18 protein-coding genes are annotated in these 18,770 nt (G+C 67.8%); 17 read left to right on the top strand and 1 reads right to left on the bottom strand.

Annotation, left to right across the window (positions count from 1 at the left end):
* Nucleotides 1-91: 91 nt before the first annotated feature.
* Entirely contained in the window at nucleotides 92-1,732 is a 1,641-nt protein-coding gene (locus tag LQF09_RS16035; RefSeq protein WP_002941613.1) for an acyl-CoA synthetase, read from the bottom strand.
* Nucleotides 1,733-1,956: 224 nt separating this feature from the next.
* Here LQF09_RS16035 and LQF09_RS16030 point away from each other — a divergent pair, with 224 nt between their 5' ends.
* The 17 genes from LQF09_RS16030 (at nucleotide 1,957) to feoB (ending at nucleotide 18,765) form a co-directional block, all read left to right on the top strand.
* Nucleotides 1,957-3,498 carry a PAS domain-containing sensor histidine kinase gene (locus LQF09_RS16030; protein ID WP_270068418.1) on the top strand — a complete coding sequence of 514 codons (1,542 nt, stop codon included), beginning with the start codon at nucleotides 1,957-1,959 and terminating at the stop codon, nucleotides 3,496-3,498.
* Between the two features lie 89 nt (nucleotides 3,499-3,587).
* Complete coding sequence (locus LQF09_RS16025) at nucleotides 3,588-4,280, top strand: response regulator transcription factor (RefSeq protein ID WP_002929565.1); 693 nt, start codon at nucleotides 3,588-3,590, stop codon at nucleotides 4,278-4,280.
* Between the two features lie 151 nt (nucleotides 4,281-4,431).
* Nucleotides 4,432-6,519 (top strand): TonB-dependent receptor plug domain-containing protein, encoded by a 2,088-nt coding sequence (locus LQF09_RS16020; protein WP_270068417.1) that lies wholly within the window; start codon nucleotides 4,432-4,434, stop codon nucleotides 6,517-6,519.
* A gap of 1 nt (nucleotide 6,520) precedes the next feature.
* A complete protein-coding gene (locus tag LQF09_RS16015; protein ID WP_270068416.1) occupies nucleotides 6,521-7,684 on the top strand; it encodes an ABC transporter substrate-binding protein in 1,164 nt (387 codons plus the stop codon).
* Nucleotides 7,681-8,472 (top strand): ABC transporter permease, encoded by a 792-nt coding sequence (locus LQF09_RS16010; protein ID WP_002929571.1) that lies wholly within the window; start codon nucleotides 7,681-7,683, stop codon nucleotides 8,470-8,472. Before LQF09_RS16015 ends, LQF09_RS16010 begins: the two co-directional genes overlap by 4 nt.
* Nucleotides 8,469-9,350 carry an ABC transporter ATP-binding protein gene (locus LQF09_RS16005; protein ID WP_002941629.1) on the top strand — a complete coding sequence of 294 codons (882 nt, stop codon included), beginning with the start codon at nucleotides 8,469-8,471 and terminating at the stop codon, nucleotides 9,348-9,350. Before LQF09_RS16010 ends, LQF09_RS16005 begins: the two co-directional genes overlap by 4 nt.
* Before the next feature lie 12 nt (nucleotides 9,351-9,362).
* Nucleotides 9,363-10,655: an NnrS family protein gene (locus LQF09_RS16000; RefSeq protein WP_270068415.1), complete on the top strand. Its 1,293-nt coding sequence runs from the start codon at nucleotides 9,363-9,365 to the stop codon at nucleotides 10,653-10,655.
* A 17-nt stretch (nucleotides 10,656-10,672) separates the two neighbouring features.
* On the top strand, nucleotides 10,673-11,257 hold the full coding sequence (locus LQF09_RS15995; protein ID WP_270068414.1) for a hypothetical protein: 585 nt from the start codon (nucleotides 10,673-10,675) through the stop codon (nucleotides 11,255-11,257).
* A 277-nt stretch (nucleotides 11,258-11,534) separates the two neighbouring features.
* Nucleotides 11,535-11,873: an HMA2 domain-containing protein gene (locus LQF09_RS15990; RefSeq protein WP_002929582.1), complete on the top strand. Its 339-nt coding sequence runs from the start codon at nucleotides 11,535-11,537 to the stop codon at nucleotides 11,871-11,873.
* Nucleotides 11,860-12,555 (top strand): ferritin-like domain-containing protein, encoded by a 696-nt coding sequence (locus LQF09_RS15985; protein WP_002929583.1) that lies wholly within the window; start codon nucleotides 11,860-11,862, stop codon nucleotides 12,553-12,555. Before LQF09_RS15990 ends, LQF09_RS15985 begins: the two co-directional genes overlap by 14 nt.
* Nucleotide 12,556: 1 nt before the next feature.
* The gene (locus tag LQF09_RS15980; RefSeq protein ID WP_002941653.1) at nucleotides 12,557-12,934 is read left to right on the top strand and encodes a hypothetical protein; all 378 of its coding nucleotides are present in this window, start codon (nucleotides 12,557-12,559) and stop codon (nucleotides 12,932-12,934) included.
* A complete protein-coding gene (locus LQF09_RS15975) occupies nucleotides 12,931-13,266 on the top strand; it encodes a hypothetical protein (protein ID WP_270068413.1) in 336 nt (111 codons plus the stop codon). The genes LQF09_RS15980 and LQF09_RS15975 overlap by 4 nt, the downstream gene beginning before the upstream one ends.
* On the top strand, nucleotides 13,250-13,747 hold the full coding sequence (locus LQF09_RS15970) for a hypothetical protein (protein WP_002941655.1): 498 nt from the start codon (nucleotides 13,250-13,252) through the stop codon (nucleotides 13,745-13,747). The genes LQF09_RS15975 and LQF09_RS15970 overlap by 17 nt, the downstream gene beginning before the upstream one ends.
* The gene (locus LQF09_RS15965) at nucleotides 13,744-15,882 is read left to right on the top strand and encodes a heavy metal translocating P-type ATPase (protein ID WP_270068412.1); all 2,139 of its coding nucleotides are present in this window, start codon (nucleotides 13,744-13,746) and stop codon (nucleotides 15,880-15,882) included. The genes LQF09_RS15970 and LQF09_RS15965 overlap by 4 nt, the downstream gene beginning before the upstream one ends.
* Nucleotides 15,879-16,130, top strand: a complete 252-nt coding sequence (locus tag LQF09_RS15960) for a FeoA family protein (RefSeq protein ID WP_002929597.1) — start codon at nucleotides 15,879-15,881, stop codon at nucleotides 16,128-16,130. Before LQF09_RS15965 ends, LQF09_RS15960 begins: the two co-directional genes overlap by 4 nt.
* Nucleotides 16,131-16,196: 66 nt before the next feature.
* Nucleotides 16,197-16,424, top strand: a complete 228-nt coding sequence (locus LQF09_RS15955) for a FeoA family protein (protein ID WP_270068411.1) — start codon at nucleotides 16,197-16,199, stop codon at nucleotides 16,422-16,424.
* Between the two features lie 13 nt (nucleotides 16,425-16,437).
* A complete protein-coding gene (gene feoB, locus LQF09_RS15950; protein WP_270068410.1) occupies nucleotides 16,438-18,765 on the top strand; it encodes a Fe(2+) transporter permease subunit FeoB in 2,328 nt (775 codons plus the stop codon).
* Nucleotides 18,766-18,770 lie beyond the last annotated feature (5 nt).

Genomic DNA, 18,770 nt, shown 5'->3' with positions numbered 1-18,770 from the left:
TTTGTCTTCCTTGGGTTGTCGTTATGCTGGGGGAGGCCCGGGCCGCGGCACGATGGCCGCCGCCCGGGTCTCGGGGGGCCTTGCGGGGTGCTTACTCGATGGCCGAGGCGGACTTGGCCATTTCGCGCAGCGCGAACTTCTGGATCTTGCCGGTCGAGGTCTTGGGCAGGACGCAGAACTCGATGTGCTTGGGCACCTTGTAGCGAGCGAGGTGTTCGCGGCAGTGGGCGATGATGTCGTCCGCGGTCACGCCGGCGCCGTCCTTGACCTCGATGTAGGCGGCGGGCACCTCGCCCCACTTCTCGTCGGGCCTGGCGACCACGGCGGCAGTCAACACTGCGGGGTGGCGGTACAGCACCTCTTCGACCTCAAGCGAGGAGATGTTCTCGCCGCCGGAGATGATCACGTCCTTGGAGCGGTCCTTGATCTTGACGTAGCCGTCCGGGTGCATGACCGCGAGGTCGCCGGTGTGGAACCAGCCGCCCGCGAAGGCTTCATTCGTGGCCTTCTCGTTCTTGAGATAGCCCTTCATCACCAGATTGCCGCGGAACATGATCTCGCCCATGGTCTCGCCGTCGGCGGGCACCGGCTCCATCGTGGTCGGGTCGAGCACGGTGATTGCTTCCTGCATGTGGTAGCGCACGCCCTGGCGACCGTTGCGCTCGGCGCGGCGGTCGATCGGCAGTTCGTTCCACTCGGGGTGCTTGGCGCACACCGATGCCGGACCGTAGGTTTCGGTCAGGCCATAGACGTGGGTGATGTCGAAGCCGATGCGCTCGGCGCCTTCGATGATCGCGGCCGGGGGCGCGGCACCTGCGATGAGGCCGGCAACGCTGTGCTCGATGCCGGCGCGCAGTGCGTCGGGGGCGTTGATCAGCATGCCGTACACGATCGGCGCGCCGCACATGTGGGTGACCTTCTGGCTGCGGATCAGCTCGAAGATGAGCGCCGGATCGACCTTGCGCAGGCAGACGTTGACGCCGGCGTTGGCTGCCAGGGTCCACGGGAAGCACCAGCCGTTGCAGTGGAACATCGGCAGCGTCCACAGGTAGACCGAGTGCTGCGGCATGCCCCAGCTGATGATGTTGGAGGCGGCGTTCAGATATGCGCCACGGTGGTGGTAGACCACCCCCTTGGGGTTGCCGGTGGTGCCCGAGGTGTAGTTGAGCGCGATCGCGTCCCACTCGTCGGCCGGCAGGCGCCAGGCGTAGTTGGGGTTGCCGCCGGCGAGGACCTCTTCGTACTCGAGCGTTCCGACGCGCTCGGTGCCCGGGTACTCGGAGTCGAGCGCGTCGATGACGAGCGGCTTGTCGCCGTCGAGCAACTCGAGTGCGGCACGGATCACGCCCGCGAACTCGGGGTCGGTGATCAGCACCTTGGCCTCGCCATGCTTGAGCATGAAGGCGATGGCCTCGGCGTCGAGCCGGGTGTTGAGCGTGTTGAGCACGGCGCCCGTCATCGGCACGCCGAAGTGGGCCTCGAACATTGGCGGCACGTTGGGCAGCATCACCGCCACCGTGTCGCCCTTGCCCACGCCGTGGGCGACCAGCGCGCTCGCCAGGCGGCGGCAGCGCTCGTAGGTCTGCGCCCAGGTATAGCTGCGCGCGCCGTGCACGACGCTGGTGCGCGCGGGGTACACCATGGCGGTGCGCTCGATGAAGCTGAGCGGCGACAGGGGCACGTAGTTCGCCGGATTCTTGTCCAGTCCTTGTTCGTATGCAGTCTTCGACATCCTTCTCCACTCCCAGATGTGTGCAACAGGTTGGCGATCGGGATGGCGAGCCCAGGGACGGCCTGGGTCTCCATACCGTCGGGTATGGAGAATGACAAAACATCTTGTCCGTAATTGCGTGGGAATGTACTGAATCGTGTCCTGGGCGTCCGCATGGCCGGCACAGGCATAGAATGGGCCGGTTTTGTGCGGGTGATTGCGGACTGAGTTGGAGCGCCACGGGGATGAGTCGGGAGCAGCAGATGTCGAGCGAGGAGCGGCTCAGTCACAGCGAACTGCGCCTGCGCCAGATCACCGATACGATTCCGGCCCATGTGGGTTACTTCGATCACGACTGGGTGTTCCGCTACGGCAACAAGCGTTACGCGCAGTGGTTCGGTACCACCAGCGAGGCAATGAAGGACCGCCCCATCCCTGAGGTGATCGGCCCCCACGTGTTTGCCCAGGTCGAGGACAAGGTGCGCCGCGCGCTTGCCGGCGAGCAGGTGAGCTACGAGTACAGCATGCCCGGCCCGGACGGCGAGACGCGCTTTACGCGCAGCACCCTGGTGCCCGATTTCGGGCCGGATGGCGAGGTGATCGGCTGCTATGTGCATGCGGTTGACATCACCGAACAGCGCCGCACGCAGGACGCGCTCGCCCAGGCGCAGAAGATGGAAGCGATCGGCCAGCTCACCGGCGGTCTCGCCCACGACTTCAACAACATGCTCACCGTGGTGATGGGCAACCTGCAAGGCCTGATCGAGGTGCTGGGCGAACATCCCGCGGTGGACGAATATGTGCAGCCGGCGATGGCGGCCGCCGAGGGCGGCGCCGGACTGGTGCGCAGGCTGCTCGCCTTCTCGCGCCGGCAACCGATCGCGCCGGTGGTGGTCGAGGTCAATGGCCTCGTGCTCGACATGGCACGCATGATCCGGCGCTCGTTGCCGAGCACGATCGCCATCTCAACGGCCTCCCGCGACGTCGATCTGCGCGCGCTGGTCGACCCCAACCAGCTCGAGAGCGCACTGCTCAATCTCGCCCTCAATGCCCGCGACGCCATGCCCAATGGAGGTGAGCTGCGCATCGAGTGTTCGCTCGAGTGCATCGAGGGGCGGGCGGCGGCCGACCTTGAACTGCCGCCCGGCTGCTATGTCCAGATTGCGGTCAGCGACAACGGTACGGGCATGGATAGCGCGACGCTGGCGCGCGTGTTCGAGCCCTTCTTCACCACCAAGAGCTTTGGCCGCGGCAGTGGTCTCGGGTTGCCGATGGTGTATGGGTTCATCAAGCAGTCGGGCGGGGGGGTGCGGATCCGTAGCCGGCAGGCAGTCGGCACCACCTTGTCGCTCCTGCTGCCGCAGGCGCCGCAGCAGGTGCAAGCGGTCGTGCCGCCACCCGTGAGCGTGGCGCCGGCAGCGGCGCTCGAGGGGCGCCTGGTCCTGCTCGTAGAGGACGACGACAAGGTGCGCGACGTCGTGCGCAAGCAGCTTTCGGCGCTTGGCTGCGCCGTGCTCGAGGCCGAAAGTGGCCACGAGGCCGCCGACATGGTCGAGAATATCCCCGCGATCGGCCTGGTGTTGTCCGACATCGTGATGCCGGGGGGCATGGACGGGCGTGCGCTTGCACGCTTCGTGCGCCGTTTCCGGCCCGAGTTGCCGCTGGTGCTGATGAGCGGCTACGCCGACAAGGCGGAGGACGGCCGCGAGGAAGCGGACGTGCAGGTGCTCGACAAGCCCTTCAGCGCAGAGCAGCTTGCCGCCGCGCTGCATGCCGCGATCGCCTGAGCGTCCGCGCCGCCAATCGCGCCGCGGGCAAAGCATGCTTCAAGCTTGAGGGAGCCGAGTTGAGCGACAGGGCACAGCCAGGGCAGGCGTTGATTCACGTCGTCGAGGACGATGCCGCGGTGGCGCGGCTGATCACCGGTACGCTCGAGCGCTTCGGCTACCGCCATGCGGTGTTCCCGACCGGGGGTGAATTCCTGCGCCAGTTGCGCATGCAGTCGCCCGATCTCGCCATCCTCGACCTCGGCCTGCCCGACATGGACGGCATGGAGGTGCTGCAGCAGGTGCGTGGCCGTCATCGCTTCGGTCTGCTCATTGCCACCGGCCGTGACGATACCCATGACCGTGTGATGGGCCTCGAGCTCGGCGCCGACGACTATGTGGTCAAGCCCTTCGAGCCGCGCGAACTCATCGCGCGCGTGCGCAGCATCCTGCGCCGCTACCAGCCCGAGCCGGCGGCCTGCGCCCAGCCCCCGGGCGTTGCCTGCTTTGCAGGCTGGACCTTCGAGCGCGGCACGCATCGCCTGGTGTCGCCAGAGGGGGTCGAGGAGACCCTGAGTCTGGCCGAGTCGCAGTTGCTCATCGCCTTCCTCGAGCGTCCCAACCAGATCCTGTCGCGCGAGCAGTTGCTCGCCGGGCGCGACGTGTCCGCCCTCGATCGCAGCATCGATCTGCGCGTGTCGCGCTTGCGCAAGCGTTTCGAGCAGGGCGGGCATAGCGGCAAGTTCATCAAGACCGTGTATGGCGCAGGCTATCTGCTTGCCGCTACCGTGACCTGGCGCTGACAGGTACGCAAGGGCGACACAGGAGGAGGGTTTTTTTGATCGGGATCAAATGCGAATAATTCGCATTTTTGTATTATCATTTCGTCCGATCCTTATATCCTGAAGAGCAAGCCAGCCGCCGCCAGCCAGCTCGAGAACCCTTGGAGCTGTCATGCATTTGCGTCTGCGCGCGCTGGCCTCGGCGATGCTGGGCCTTTCCTTCGCTTCCTTGCCTGCGGTCGCAGCCGACACCGTGCTCGGCACCCAGGTCGTCACCGCCAAAGGCTATGCCGCCGACGTGCTGGAGACGCCACAGGCGGTCGAGATCCTCCACGCTCCTGCGGCGAGCGGCGCAGTAGCCGGCGAGCTGTTGCGCGGCAAGCCGGGCCTGGCGGCGCAGTCCGACGGTGCCTGGGGGCAGAACCCGGTGCTGCGTGGGCTCAAGAAGGAAAGCGTGGTGGTCATGGTCGATGGCCTGCGGGTCAATTCCGCCCAGCCGCAGGGGGCGATCGCATCGTTCATGGATCTCGGCCTGCTCGAGCGTGTCGAGGTGGTCAAGGGGCCGGGTTCGGTGTTGTACGGCAGTGGCGCGATGGGCGGTGTGGTCAACCTGATCACGCCCGAGGCCGAGTTCAGCGACCAGGCGCGCACCGGCGGCCGAGCGGGTGTCCGCTTCAGCAGCGTCGACAAGGGCATTGCCGGCGCGCTGCTGCTGCAGCATGCCAGTGCCGACAATGCGCTCGTGCTCGGCGTCGCCGGCCGTGACGTCGATGACTATCGCAGTCCCGATGGGCGTGAGGCGCGCACCGGCTACCAGTCCGACACGCTGCTGGCGAAGTACCGCCACCGCGTCGCCGACGGTGTCAGCCTGCGCCTGAACCTGCAGCGCCATAACGACGAGGATGTCTGGTACCCCGGCTCGGCACGGGAGCAGAGCTTTCGCAGACGCTTGCCCGATGGCAGTTACGCAGAGACGCCTTTGGGAGAGGTCACAATCCATTCTCCCGAGCAGCGCCGCGAGCTTTACGAACTCGGCACCGACATGACGTTAGGTGATGGGACCCTCTCGGCCGAGGTGTACCGTCAGGAGGTCTTTCGCCAGATTCGCGCGTATACCGAGCGGTTCGGCAAGAATTACGTGCGCAACGACGTTACGTTCTCCACCAATGGAGCGAAGGCGAAGTATGTCTTCCCGTTAGCGGGGGCACATCTGCTGACGGTGGGTGTCGATACATGGGAGATGAAGGGCAGCCCGGAGCGCTATATGGGCAATCCGGCGACCGGCTTTGAGGCTACCGTGCGCAACGACCCTTTCAGCAGGGGGAGGGTGAAGTCCGCAGGGGTGTTCGTGCAGGACGAGTTCGAGCTGGGTGTCACGCGATTGGTGGCGGGCGCGCGCTACGACCGCGTCACGGGCAATGCGGCTCAGAAAGGCTGGGGTGCGGATGCTCGTACGACCGGGCTGAAGAAGTCGGACAACAACCTGTCGTGGTCCCTGGGGGTGGTGCACCCCTTGGCCGAGGCGCTGAACGCGTACGCCAACATCGGTCGCGCCTACCGCGCTGCCGACATGCGCGAGCGCTTCGAGGACTCGGCGCGCGGGGATGGCTACTTCCATGTCGGCAACCCCCAGCTCGACCCCGAAGTGTCGACCAGCTTCGAGATCGGCCTGAAGTCCACCGCGGCCGGGTTGAGCTACAACGTGGCGGCCTTCTACACCCGTATCGACGACTACATCGCAGGGCGCATCACCGGCGCCAGCCATCCGGGTACCGGCCTGCCGCTCAAGCGCACCGAGAACCTCGACAAGGTCAGCATCTACGGCATCGAGGGCAGCGCCAGCATGCCGCTCGGCGCCTTCGTTGCCGACGCCGGCTTTACCTGGCTGCGCGGCAAGAACCACCAGGACAACGAGCCGCTGTTCCAGATGCCGGCGCCCGAGCTGACGCTCGGCATTGGCCAGCCGGCCGAGCGCGGCTTCTGGTGGCGCGCCCAGCTGCGCGCGGTGGCCGAGCAGGACCGCATCGCCACGCGCTTCTCCAATGGCACCGAGAACCGTACCGCCGGCTTCGTCACCGCGGATGCCGGGTTCGGCTGGCACTTCGGCAAGGTCGGCGCCTTCGAGTCCGCCGGCCTGGCCGTACAGCTCACCAATCTCGCCGACAAGCGCTACCACGAGCATCAGACCGACGGCGTCTCCGGCAACGAGCTTGCCGCGCCCGGGCGCGGTGTCGCACTCAGCCTGAACGGGAGCTTCTGATATGGAAAACGGCCACCGCTACTCAGGACGACGCCGGCGCTCGCGCGGCGTCGTGTTTGCGGACCGCTCGACGCAGCGCTTCGGGGGTGCATCGGGCGCGTCGGGCGCGGAGAAGGGGGCGGTGGCCGCCCGGAGCGAGCGGCGCGCACTGATGCTGCCGGCGTGGACACGCGCCGTGCTGCACGTGTGCGTGGTATGCGCCTTCCTGCTCGTCACTGGCGTCGTACATGCGCAGAAGCTGCCGAGGCTGACCCTGTCCGGGCCTTCGGCCTCGGTGTCGAATGCATTGATCCACATGGCCGACTCCGGTGCGCTCGCCGACGTCGCCGAGGTGGTCGAGTTCGTGCCCTGGCGCGACCCGGACCAGCTGCGCGTGATGGCGCTCGACGGCCGTGCCGACGTGCTCGCCATGCCGACCAACGTCGCCGCCAACCTGTACAACCGCGGCGCCAAGCTGCAACTCATCAACGTGTCGACCTGGGGCGTGCTGTGGCTGGTGTCGCGCGATCCGACGCTCAAATCGCTTGCCGACCTGCGCGGCAAGGAGCTGGCGATGCCGTTTCGCGGCGACATGCCCGACATCGTGCTGCAGCTGCTGGCCGAGCAGCAGGGCATCGACGTCAGGAAGGATCTGAACCTGCGCTACGTTGCCAGCCCGGTCGATGCGATGCAGCTGCTGGTCATGCGTCGCGTCGACCACGCCTTGCTTGCCGAGCCGGCCGCCTCGATGGCCTTGCGCAAGACGGGCTCATTCCCGCTCAGCGTGCTTGCCCCCGAGCTCCACCGCAGCGTCGACCTGCAGCAGGAGTGGGGGCGGGTGTTCGCTCGCGAGGCACGCATCCCGCAGGCCGGCATTGCGGTGATGGGCGCCCTGCGCGCGCGCCCCGAGCTGGTCGCGCGCATCGAGGCCGAGTACGTGCGCTCGCTGGCCTGGTGCAAGGCCAACGCCGAAGCCTGTGGCAAGGCGGTGGCGGCACGCATCGACATGCTCAGCGCCGAGGCGGTGGCCGATTCGATCGCGGTGAGCCAGCTCGACGCCGTGCCGGCGGCGGCAGCGCGCGCCGAACTCGAGTTCATGTACGGACACCTGCTTGCAAAGAACCCCGCGTTGGTCGGTGGCAAGCTCCCCGATGATGGCTTCTACGCCGGAGCGGGGATGCAATGACGCTGCTGCGCGCCTGGCTCGCCGGGTTGCCCGCCTACCTGTGGAGCGGCTGGGGCGCGATCGCCAGCCTGTTCCTGCTGCTCGCCGCCTGGGAGGCGGTGAGCCTCGTTTACGGGCCCTTGGTCATGCCCGACCCGCGTTCGGCCTTCGCCACGCTGTGGGCGCTCATCGACAGCGGCGCTGCCTGGCCCGAGCTCGCCGCCACTGCTCGCCGCGCGCTGTCAGGCTATGTTCTGGCGGTGCTTGCCGGCAGTGTGCTGGGGCTGGTCGCCGGGCTGTCGATGACCGCATCCATGATGTCGCGCCCGCTCGTCACCGTGCTCATGGGCACGCCGCCGATCGCCTGGCTGGTGCTCGCCATGCTGTGGTTCGGCGCGAGCGACGGCACACCGGTGTTCACCGTTTTCGTCGCTGCCTTCCCGGTGATCTTCATCGGGGCGCTGCAGGGCACGCGCACGCTCGACAACCACCTGCGCGGCATGGCCGAGGCCTTCCGCCTGCCGCGGCGAATGATGTTCGTCGACGTCTATCTGCCGCATGTCGTCTCTTACCTGTTCCCGGCCTGGATCGCCGCGCTCGGCACGGCCTGGAAGGTGGTGGTGATGGCCGAGCTGCTCGCCACCCAGGATGGCGTCGGTGCGGCGCTCGCGGTGTCGCGCTCGCACCTGGACACGGCGTCGACCATGGCCTGGATCGCGGCGGTGGTCGGCTTGCTGCTGGCGGTGGAGTACCTGGTGCTCGAACCGATCAAGCGCGAGGTTGAGCGTTGGCGGGAGCAGGGCACATGAGCATCGGCACACTGCCGGCAGCGGCCGGCACGCAGCATGAACTGCGCATCCGCGCGCTCGATCACGCCTTCGGGCGCGACGAGGTACTGGCCGGCATCGATTTCCGCCTGCGTGCGGGAGAGGTGGTCGCCCTGGTCGGCCCCTCGGGTTGTGGCAAGACCACGCTGCTGCACCTTGCTGCCGGTCTGTTGACGGTGCAGGCGGGTGAGGTGTCGAACAGCTTTTCGAGCACCGCCTTCATGTTCCAGCAGCCACGCCTGCTGCCATGGAAGACGGCGCTCGACAACATCGCCCTCGGTCTCAAGGCCGCCGGCGTGGGGCGCGACGAGCGCCACTTTCGCGCTCGCGAGCTTGCCCTGCGCCTGGGTCTCGCGCATCGCGACCTCGACAAGTTTCCCCACCAGTTGTCGGGCGGCATGCAGAGCCGTGTTGCGCTTGCGCGCGCGCTGGTGCTGGCGCCCGAACTGCTGCTGCTCGATGAGCCCTTCTCGGCGCTCGATGTCGGTCTCAAGGAAGAGCTCTACCGCCTGCTGCTGGCGCAGCAGGCCGAGCAAGGCATGGGCGTGCTGATGATCACCCACGACCTCATGGAGGCTGTCCGCCTGTCCGACGCCATCCTGGTGATGGCGCCCACGCCCGGGCGCATCGTGTGCCGGTTCGAGCTCGGTCAGCCCGCGGCGAGCAGGGACGACGCCTGGGTCTATCACCATACCGCGGAATTGCTGCAGGCGGAGGCGGTGCGCGACAGCTTCGGCTTGCCGCCCGCCGTGCCTGCGTTGGCTGAGGTGCCGGCAGTGCGCCCGGGTGCAGGCTTGCGCCTGGTCGTGCCCGCCGAGCCGGTGCTGGGCGCCCGTGGCGGCGCGCGCTGCGGCGGCTGAGGCATACACGTCATGCGCTTAACGACTCGCGACACCTTGTTCGACCGGCTGGCGGCGCGGCCGCTGTTCATGTGCGGCTTTCGCCCCTTCTTCCTCGCCACGGCCGGGTACGCCGTGATTCTGCTGTCGATCTGGTTGGGCTTTCTTGCCTGGGGGCTGGGCGTGCCGGCCGTGTCCGGCGGCCCGACCGTCTGGCATGCGTATGAGCTGATGTTCGGTTTCGGACTGGCTGCGGTGGCGGGCTTCCTGCTGACGGCGGTGCCCGAGTTCACCGGTACACCCGCCCTGGGGCGCCGTGTCGCACTCGGTATGGTCCTGCTGTGGGCGGCTGCCCGTCTCGCCTTCTGGCTGTCCGGGACATTGGGCGTTGTTGGGGAGGCCCTGGCGGCGGTGCTCAACCTGGGCTTTCTCGGCGCGCTGATCGCGCTCGTCGCACCGCGCCTGTGGCGCGACCCCGAGCGTCGCCACCTCGCTTTCCTGTGGGGGCTGGGCGCGATGTGGCTGGCGCTGGCCGGCTTCCATGCCGACGCCCTGGGCGGGCTGTATCCGATGCGCTGGGTAAAGGTAGGTGTCGGCGTGATGATGGTGCTGATCGTGGTCGCCTTGAGCCGCATCTCCATGCGCATCGTCAACGATGCGCTCGATGCCGAGCGTCTGCGACGCGATGGTGCTGCGGCCCGCCGCCATGGCGAGGACGACGACCTGCCTGATTACCGCGCGCGTCCGCCGCGACGCAATCTCGCCATCTTCGGCGTGGCGCTGTACACCGCGGTCGAGTTCGTGCTGCCCGGATCGGTCATTGCCGGCTGGGTGGCGCTGGCTGCGGCTGCCGCCGTGCTCAACCTGCTCAACGACTGGCATGTCGGCCGCGCGCTGCTGTCGCGCTGGGCCCTCATGCTCTACGTGGTGTATTGGCTGATGGCGGCAGGCTATGCCTTGAGCGGCCTGGCCCTGCTCGGTGTGCCGGTGGCGCCCAGTGCAGGCCTGCACTTGCTGACAATCGGCGCGATGGGGGTATCGATCTTCGGCGTGCTGTGCATCGCCGGGCGCACACATGCGGGCCACGAACTGGACATGAGGTCCTGGGTACTGCTGGCCGCAGTCGGGCTGGTGGTGGCGGCGCTGGCGCGCGCGGCCTCGGGGCTGCCCGGCCTGCCGATCGCGGGTCTTCAGGCGGTGAGCGTTGCCGCCTGGGTGGTGGCCTATGGCCTCGCCGCGCGCTATCTGGGCGCAGTATTCGTGGCGCCGCGGCCCGATTCGGGAACGGGCTGCGAGGAAGTGCTCGAAGAGGCGAGTCCGCCCTGATACGCGTCATATCGACGATGACGATGAGCCTGGTGCACGGCGCCGCCAAGCTGGAGTTCGGCTGGAGTCGCGATGGCGGGGTGCGCGGCTTCGAGGGCGCCGCTGGCTTCGGGCCGATCGACAACGTCGAGGTGGAGGTCGGGCTCGGCCGGGCCAAGGATCGCGACGCCGATCCCGACGCCAGGATCCGCGCCGTCGGCGCTGCGCTGAAGTGGATACCCCTGCAGGCCGAGGCTGGCCTGTCGGCGGGCCTGAAGTACGAGTATGGCCGCGAGCGCGTGAGCGGCGAGGGCACGGCACGAGCCCATTCGCTGGCAGGCCTTGCGACCTGGGCGTTCGAGCAGGGGCCGAGGGTTCACCTCAACCTTGGCCGAGGTTGGACGAAGGGCGACGAAGACCTGAACTTCTGGGGTCTGGGCCTGGACGTTCCGCTGAGCGAGCAGGTCGATTTCGTCGTCGAGACCTTCGGCGAGGAGCATTCCGGCCCTGATCGCCAGGTCGGGCTGCGTTACACGATTGCCGAAGGTGTGAAAGTGTCTGCCGCAGTTGGGCGAGGCAACGGCCGCACGATCGCCAATGCGGGCGTCGCCTGGGAGTTCTGATTCTGCCGGCACCGGGGCTGCAATTGCAGCCCTGTTTGACTTTTGTCATATCCGCAGCGGCGGGATGGCGTAGAGTTTTTTCATCGATGTGAAGGGGTGGTTGAGCGGTGGATTCGCTCCCGCCCGGTTTCTGCATCGAGTCGGGTTCGCGTAGCCAGCCGAAGTTGCCAGCCAGGAACCCCCTGGAGCGTTTTTCGCTCGGGGTGGCTGGCGTTGCGTGCGGTGCTCGATCCGTACCCTTGCGCAGCCTCCCGGCGTGGATGGGTGGATCTGCAAGATGCCTGATTTCGAAGAACTGCGCGCTTTCCTGCGGGAGGTGCGCATCGCCCATCATATCCGCGGACGAATCCGCCTCAAGGTCGAGGCGGCGGCGGTGTCGATCGACTTTCCGCGCGAACGTGCGCAGGTGTTCCAGTCCCTGCTCGACCACATCCCGGGCGTGCGCTCGGTCCAGGTCAATCTGCTCGCGCGCTCGTGCACCGTGCAGTACGACCCCGCGCTCATCCCCGAACGGGCGTGGAGCGACCTGCTGGACGGCAGGGTGTCGGATGCCGCAGCAATCCTCGAACGCATTCTGCGCGATACCTACGTGGAGATCGGCAATGCAAAACCATGACGAACTGATGCTGCGTACGCAGCGGATCGATCCGCGCGCGCCGTACCCGGTGGTGCACCAGGCTGTCAGGATCGCGCTCTATGACGAGTATGCGGCCCGCAGCTTCTACGCCCGTGTGATCGAAGCCTTCGGTGAGCGGCCGCCGTTTGCAAACATCCTGCGCTCGGAAGGACAACATGTCGCCGCCCTGCTGGGGCTCTGCGAGCGCTTCGGCATTCCGCGTCCGCTCGATCCGTTCGCGCAGGAGACGACGGTCGAGCCGACCTGGTTGGCGAATTGCCAGCGCGCCGTCGTCGGCGAGATCGCCAATGTGCAGCTGTATGCCTACCTGCTCACCCAGGTGGCAGAGCCCGAGGTGCGCCGGGTGTTCCAGAACCTGCAGGCAGCGGCCCTGCATAACCACCTGCCCGCGTTCCGCCAGGCAGTGGCAGCTGCCTCGGCCCAGGAGAATTACCACGCTGCTCACGGCATCCCGCCACAACAGGCTTATGTGAGCCACGGACCGCTGTCCGACTTTCTCGAGCGCGCCTTCTCGCAGTTGGGCCCGTATGCCGGCCCCATCGGTGTCTTCAGTCCGCTTCTGCGTCGTGCACACCCCGCCATGCTGGCCGGCATGGTCGCGGGGGGCGCCGGAGTCTACCTGTTGAAGGACAGGATCGGCCGTCAACGCAAGGAGAACTGACATGTTCCCGCTGTTTCCCTTTGTAGCTGGGGTGCTGACCGGCGCAGTCGCGCTCCGTCTGATCAAGACCGACAAGACCAAGGCTGGCCTGGAGAAAGCCCAGGACAAGCTGCGCGGCGCGACGGTGTCCAGCCTTGAGGCGATCGAGAGCGCTTCCGCACGCGTGCGCCAGCGTTTGACGGCCGAGGATGCAGAGGCGTCCGCAACTGCCGAAGCAGTTGCCGATGTCGTTGCGCCCGCCGCCGCCCCCGAAGCGCCACCGCGCAAGCGTGCAGCGCGTGCCGCCAGGCCCGCGGCAGGGCGTGCTCCGAAGACCAGCTCCAAGGCCAAAGCCGCGCCTGGCGGGGAGCCGGCCGATGATGGAGAGGCCGGGTCATGAGGCCGCTGCCACGCCTCATGCCGGCGCCGACGCCCAGGATAGGGGGGGGCACCTTCGTGCAGGGCTTCGTTGCAGGGGCCTGCGTATCGGCTTTCCAGGATCAGGCCTCGCCCCTTTCCAGAACCGAACTCAAGCGCGTGCTCCGCCATGGGCTGCAGGGCGGTACGGCGCTGACCGCCGGCAGCGCCGCCGCGCACGCCGTACGCCGGCAGGACTACGCGGCGGCGCTGCTCGCCGCGGCTGCGGGTGCTGCCGGCGTACTGATCATCGAACGAATGCTGCGCGCACGGGTGCAGACCGAACAGGAGAAGAAGGATGTCCAAGAAGCATAAGAAGGCCCACCGCCGCGCCTATGGCGAGATGGCGGGTGGCCACCCGGGGGCTGCCGGCCCGATGTACCAGGGGCATTACGGCCAATACCCGCAGTACGGCCACAGCGGCATGGCGGCTGATCCGGCGATGACGGGCATGTACGGAGCGAGTGGCGGGTTTGGGCAGGGCGTGGGCGATGGCCAGGGCGGCCAGGGCCTGTATGACGGTCTGCAGGCGGGCCTGCACGCGGCTGGCCTGGACAAGGGCCTGCTGCAGGGCATGCCGGCCTTCCTGCGCACGCGCAACACCGAGCAGTTCCTGCTCGGGGCGCTCATCGGCGCGGCCGCGGCCTGGGTGCTGAGCGACGAGGAACTGCGCGGCAAGATCGTGAAGTCGGCAATCAAGCTCTACGCCGGTGTCGCCGGCGGCTTCGAGGAGATGAAGGAGCAGATGTCCGACATCCGCGCCGAGGTCGAGGCGGAGCGCCACGGGGACGCATGATGGCCAGTGCCTGGGTGTCTGCGCTCGAGCCCGTGCATGCGACCCGGGGGCGGGTGCGCTGGCGCTATGCCTTGCGCCCGGGTGCATCGGCCGACGTGCAGGCCCTTGAGCGCGCGGTCCTGGTCGTCGACGGGGTGCGCAAGGTGCGCGTCAATGCCGCTGCGCGCGCACTGGTCGTGGAGTACGACCACAGGACCACTACGGCCGAACGCGTCGCGATCGAGATCCTGCGCATGGATGCCGTCCGTGCGCGCAGGGCGGGCGCCGCCAATGGCGAGCCGAGCGCGGCACCGCTGGCGCTGAGCGCGGCGACCTTGCTTGCGACGCGCTCGCTGCAGCCCGGGCTGCAGGCTCCGGTGGCCCTCGGCACAGCGATCCCGCTGCTGGGCGAGGCGATGGACGATTTCCTCGAAAAGGGGGTGACGTCGCACGTGCTCGAGGCGATGGCGGTGGCGATCTCCATTGGCCGGCGCGATTTCCTCGCCGCGAACACCACGTCCTTCCTGCTCGCGCTCGGCGAGTACCTCGAGGCCTCGATCGAGCGCCGCTCGGACGAACTGCTCAAGCACCTGCTCAAGCCCGCGGTCGATGAGGTTTGGGTGGAGCACAACGGAGAGGAAGTCCAGGTCGACGCGGACGAGGTGCGCGTCGGCGATACCGTGATCGTCGCGACCGGCGCCGTGATTCCGGTCGATGGCACGGTGCTCGGCGGCGAGGCCTTGGTCAACGAGGCCACGATGACCGGCGAGAGCGTGCCGGTGGCGCGTCGCCGTGGCGATGCGGTGCTGTCGGGCACGCTGGTCGAGGAAGGGCGCTTGCGCATCTATGCCGAGAAGGTTGGCGCCCAGGCTGCCGTCGCGCGCATCGCCGACTTCGTCGAGCAGTCGCTCGCGGTCAAGAGCAAGACCCAGCTCGAGGCCGCGCGCATGGCCGACCGCCTGGTGCCCATGGTGCTGGGGCTGGCGGGTGCCACCTGGCTGGTGTCGCGTGACTGGCAGCGTGTGGCGGCCGTGCTGCAGGCTGACTATTCCTGCGCGCTCAAGCTGTCCACACCGGTGGCCTTCAAGGCGGCGATGTATGCCGCCGGCAAGTCTGGGATGCTGGTCAAGGGCGCCAAGGCGCTCGAGCGACTGGCCGAGGCCGACACCTTCGTGTTCGACAAGACCGGCACCCTGAGCACCGGCAGGCTCGAGGTGACCGACTCGGTGGCCTTCAAGCCCGGCTATTCGCCCGAGGACCTGATCAACCTGGCCGCGTCGGTCGAGGAACACTATTTCCACCCGCTCGCGCTGGCGGTGGTCGAGGCCTCGCGGCGGCTGGAGAAGCCACGCCACTTCGACCACAAGGAAGTCGAGTTCATCGTTGCCCACGGGGTGGCCAGCGTCATTGACGGACGGCGCATCGTGGTCGGCTCGCGCCACTTCGTCGAGGACGACGAGGGCATTCCGGTCGCGGCTCACCGCGAGGTCATCGACCGTCTCCACGTCGAGGGCAAGACCCTGCTCTACATCGGCTTCGGCGGCGAACTGCTCGGCGTGATTGCACTGCGTGACGGCCTGCGCAGCAACAGCGCGGTAACCATCCGCCGCTTGCGCCGGCTCGGCGTCAGGCGTGTGCTGATGCTCACCGGCGACCACCCCGAACGCGCACGTGCAATGGCGGAAGCACTCGGCCTGGACGCGTTCCATGCCGGGCTGATGCCACAGGACAAGGCCAGCATCCTGCAGGCGCTGGCAGCCGATGGTGCGCGCATCGCCTTCGTTGGCGATGGCGTCAACGATGCGCCGGCACTCAGCGGTGCGCACGTCGGCATCTCTATGCACAACGGCGCCGACGTGGCGCGGCTGGCGTCGGACGTGGCGCTGCTCGAGGACGACATCGCCCGTGTGGCGGATGCCCGTGCGCTCGCGCTGGCGACGCGGCGCCTCATCGACAGCAACTTCAAGCTCACGGTTGGCCTCAACACCACGATCCTGTCGGCGGCTGCGTTCGGCTGGCTGACGCCGGTGGCCGCTTCGGCCCTGCACAACGGCACGACGATCGCCATCCTGCTGCGTGCGCTCGCTGGCGCCGGCCTGCCGCGCGGACCGAGCGTACGGAATGAAAGCGCCGCAAAAGGGGGCGTAGCCGCATGAGCCACCCAGACCGTTCCAGTGCCTTCCCCCTGGCGATGGCAGCCGAGGGTGAGGCCGTTTGCGTGGTTGCCATCCTGGGCGGTTCGGCCATGGCCTTGCGCGTGGCCGAGATCGGCCTGAATGTCGGCAGTGAGCTCGTCGTCCGCCAGCGCCAGGGGGGTGGCCTGGTGGTGGGGCGCGGCGAGACGCGCTTTGCCCTGGGCGCCGGCATGGCCCACAAGATCCTGGTGGCGCGTGCCGGAGCCTGAGCCGCGCGTCCCTTCACATGCTGCGGGTGCGTGCTGCACGCGCGGTCAACAGCTGGAGTCGTTGTGATGATGCTGAAGCAACTCGAGGTCGGAGACCGCGCAAAGGTCAGTGGTTTTGCCGAGGCGGACGGGGCCTATCGCCGCAAACTGTTGTCGATGGGGCTCACGCCTGGGGCCGAGTTGCAGGTCGTACGCGTCGCTCCCATGGGCGACCCGGTCGAGATCCGCGTGCGCGGCTTCGCGCTCACGCTGCGCAAGGGCGAGGCCGACGCCCTGACAGTCGAGAAACTCTGATTCAGGTGCTGCAATGAACCACGAACACACCATTGCCCTTGTAGGCAATCCCAACTGCGGCAAGACGACCCTGTTCAACGCCCTTACCGGCTCGCGCCAGCGTGTCGGCAACTGGCCCGGCGTCACTGTCGAGAAGAAGTGCGGCGAGTACCGGCATGATGGGCGGCACTTCGAAGTCGTGGATCTTCCCGGAACCTATTCGCTCGACGTGGTCGATCGCGAGGTGTCGCTCGACGAGAGCGTGGCGCGCGACTTCGTCCATGGCAACGAGGCCGGGCTGGTCGTCAATATCGTCGATGCCGCGAACCTCGAGCGCAACCTCTACCTGACGAGCCAACTCGTCGAGATGCGCGTGCCCCTGCTGGTCGTGCTCAACATGGTGGACGTGGCCGAAGCCAAGGGCCTGCGCATCGATGCCGATGAGCTGTCGCGTCGGCTCGGTTGCCCGGTGATCCCGGTGGTGGCCTCCGAAGGCCGCGGCGTGGATGCGCTGAAGTCAGCGATCCGCAGCGCTGTCCAGGTGCGCCAGCCGGCGAGCGCCACAGTTGATTATCAGCCGGCGCTGGAGCGCGCGATCGAGACGCTCGTTCCCTTGCTCGGCGAGCCGGCCCGGGCTGCCGGAACGTCTGCGCGCTGGCTTGCGGTCCGCGTGCTCGAGGGCGACGACCTGGCACGCCGCGCAGCGGGGCCGGCGGTCGCTGCCGAAGCGGAGCGGCTGGGGGCTGGGCTTGACGACGATCTCGACATCATGGTGGCCGATGCGCGCTATGGGCTCGCCAACCGCATCGCCGCGGCGGCGGTCACCGTCAGCGGCCGTGTTGGGCGCGATCTCACCGACCGCATCGACCGCGTGGTGCTCAACCGCGTCCTCGGGGTGCCGATCTTCCTGCTGATGATGTACCTGATGTTCCTCTTCACCATCAGCATCGGCGGCGCCTTCATCGACTTCTTCGACCAGTTTACCGGTGCCTTGCTGGTCGATGGCTTTGCCGAACTGCTGTCCGGCCTCGGTTCGCCCGAGTGGCTCACCGTCCTGCTCGCGCAGGGCATCGGTGGTGGCATCCAGGTGGTCGCCACCTTCATCCCGATCATCGGCTTCCTGTTCCTGTTCCTGTCGGTGCTCGAGGACTCGGGCTACATGGCACGCGCAGCCTTCGTGATGGACCGCTTCATGCGTTGGGTGGGGCTGCCCGGCAAGTCCTTCGTGCCGCTCATCGTCGGCTTTGGCTGCAACGTGCCGGCGATCATGGCCACGCGTACGCTCGAGCACCGCCGCGACCGCCTGATGACGATTGCCATGGCGCCCTTCATGTCCTGCGGCGCGCGTCTGCCGGTGTATGTGCTGTTCGCGGCCGCCTTCTTTCCGAGCGGCGCACAGAACGTGGTGTTCGGGCTCTACCTGATCGGCATCGCAGTGGCGGTGCTGACTGGGCTGGTGTTGCGCAACACCCTGCTCAAGGGCGAGCCGACGCCCTTCATCATGGAACTGCCGCCCTACCACCTGCCCACCGTGCGCGGCGTGCTGCGCCACGCCTGGGAGCGCCTGATGGCCTTCATCGTGCGCGCCGGCCGGGTGATCGTGCCGATGGTGCTGGTGCTGAATGTGCTCAACTCGGTTGGCACCGATGGCAGCTACGGCAACGAGGACAGCGATGCCTCCGTGCTTGCCGCGGTGGGGCGGAGCATCACGCCGGCTTTTGCGCCGATGGGGCTGACCGAGGAGAACTGGCCGGCTGCTGTGGGGATCTTCACTGGCGTACTTGCCAAGGAGGCGGTCGTCGGCACGCTCGACGCCGCCTACTCTGCGCTCGCCGCCAAGGACGCGGGTGAAGAGGGCGGCGAAGAGACCCCCTTCGACCTCGTCGAAAGCGTCGCCGCCGCCTTCGCCACCATCCCGGCGAACCTGGCCGATGCGCTTGGCGCCTGGGCCGACCCGATCGGCCTGGACGTTGGCGACCTCAGCGACCAGGCTGCGGTGGCCGAGGAGCAGGCAGTGTCGACCGGTACCTTCGGCGCGATGGCCGCACGCTTCGACGGCGCGGCGGGGGCCTTCGCCTACCTGTTGTTCATCCTGCTCTATGCGCCATGCACGGCTGCGATCGCGGCGATCTATCAGGAGTCGGGTGCGCGCTGGGCGGTGTTCGTCACCGCATGGACGACGGCGATGGGCTACGGCGTGGCCACGGTGTACTACCAGGCCGCCACCTGGGCGCAGCATCCGGGTGCATCGCTGGCCTGGATCGCCGGTGTTACCGTGTCCATGGGGCTGGTGCTGTGGGCGCTGCGGCGTCACGGCGCACGCGAGGCAGGCGCCAGCATGCCCCTGCCGCAGCAGGTCTGAGGGGG

Source organism: Thauera sp. WB-2, from assembly GCF_027594845.1.
In the GTDB taxonomy this organism is placed as follows: Bacteria; Pseudomonadota; Gammaproteobacteria; order Burkholderiales; family Rhodocyclaceae; genus Thauera; species Thauera mechernichensis.
This window is presented reverse-complemented; position numbering and strand designations above follow the sequence as displayed.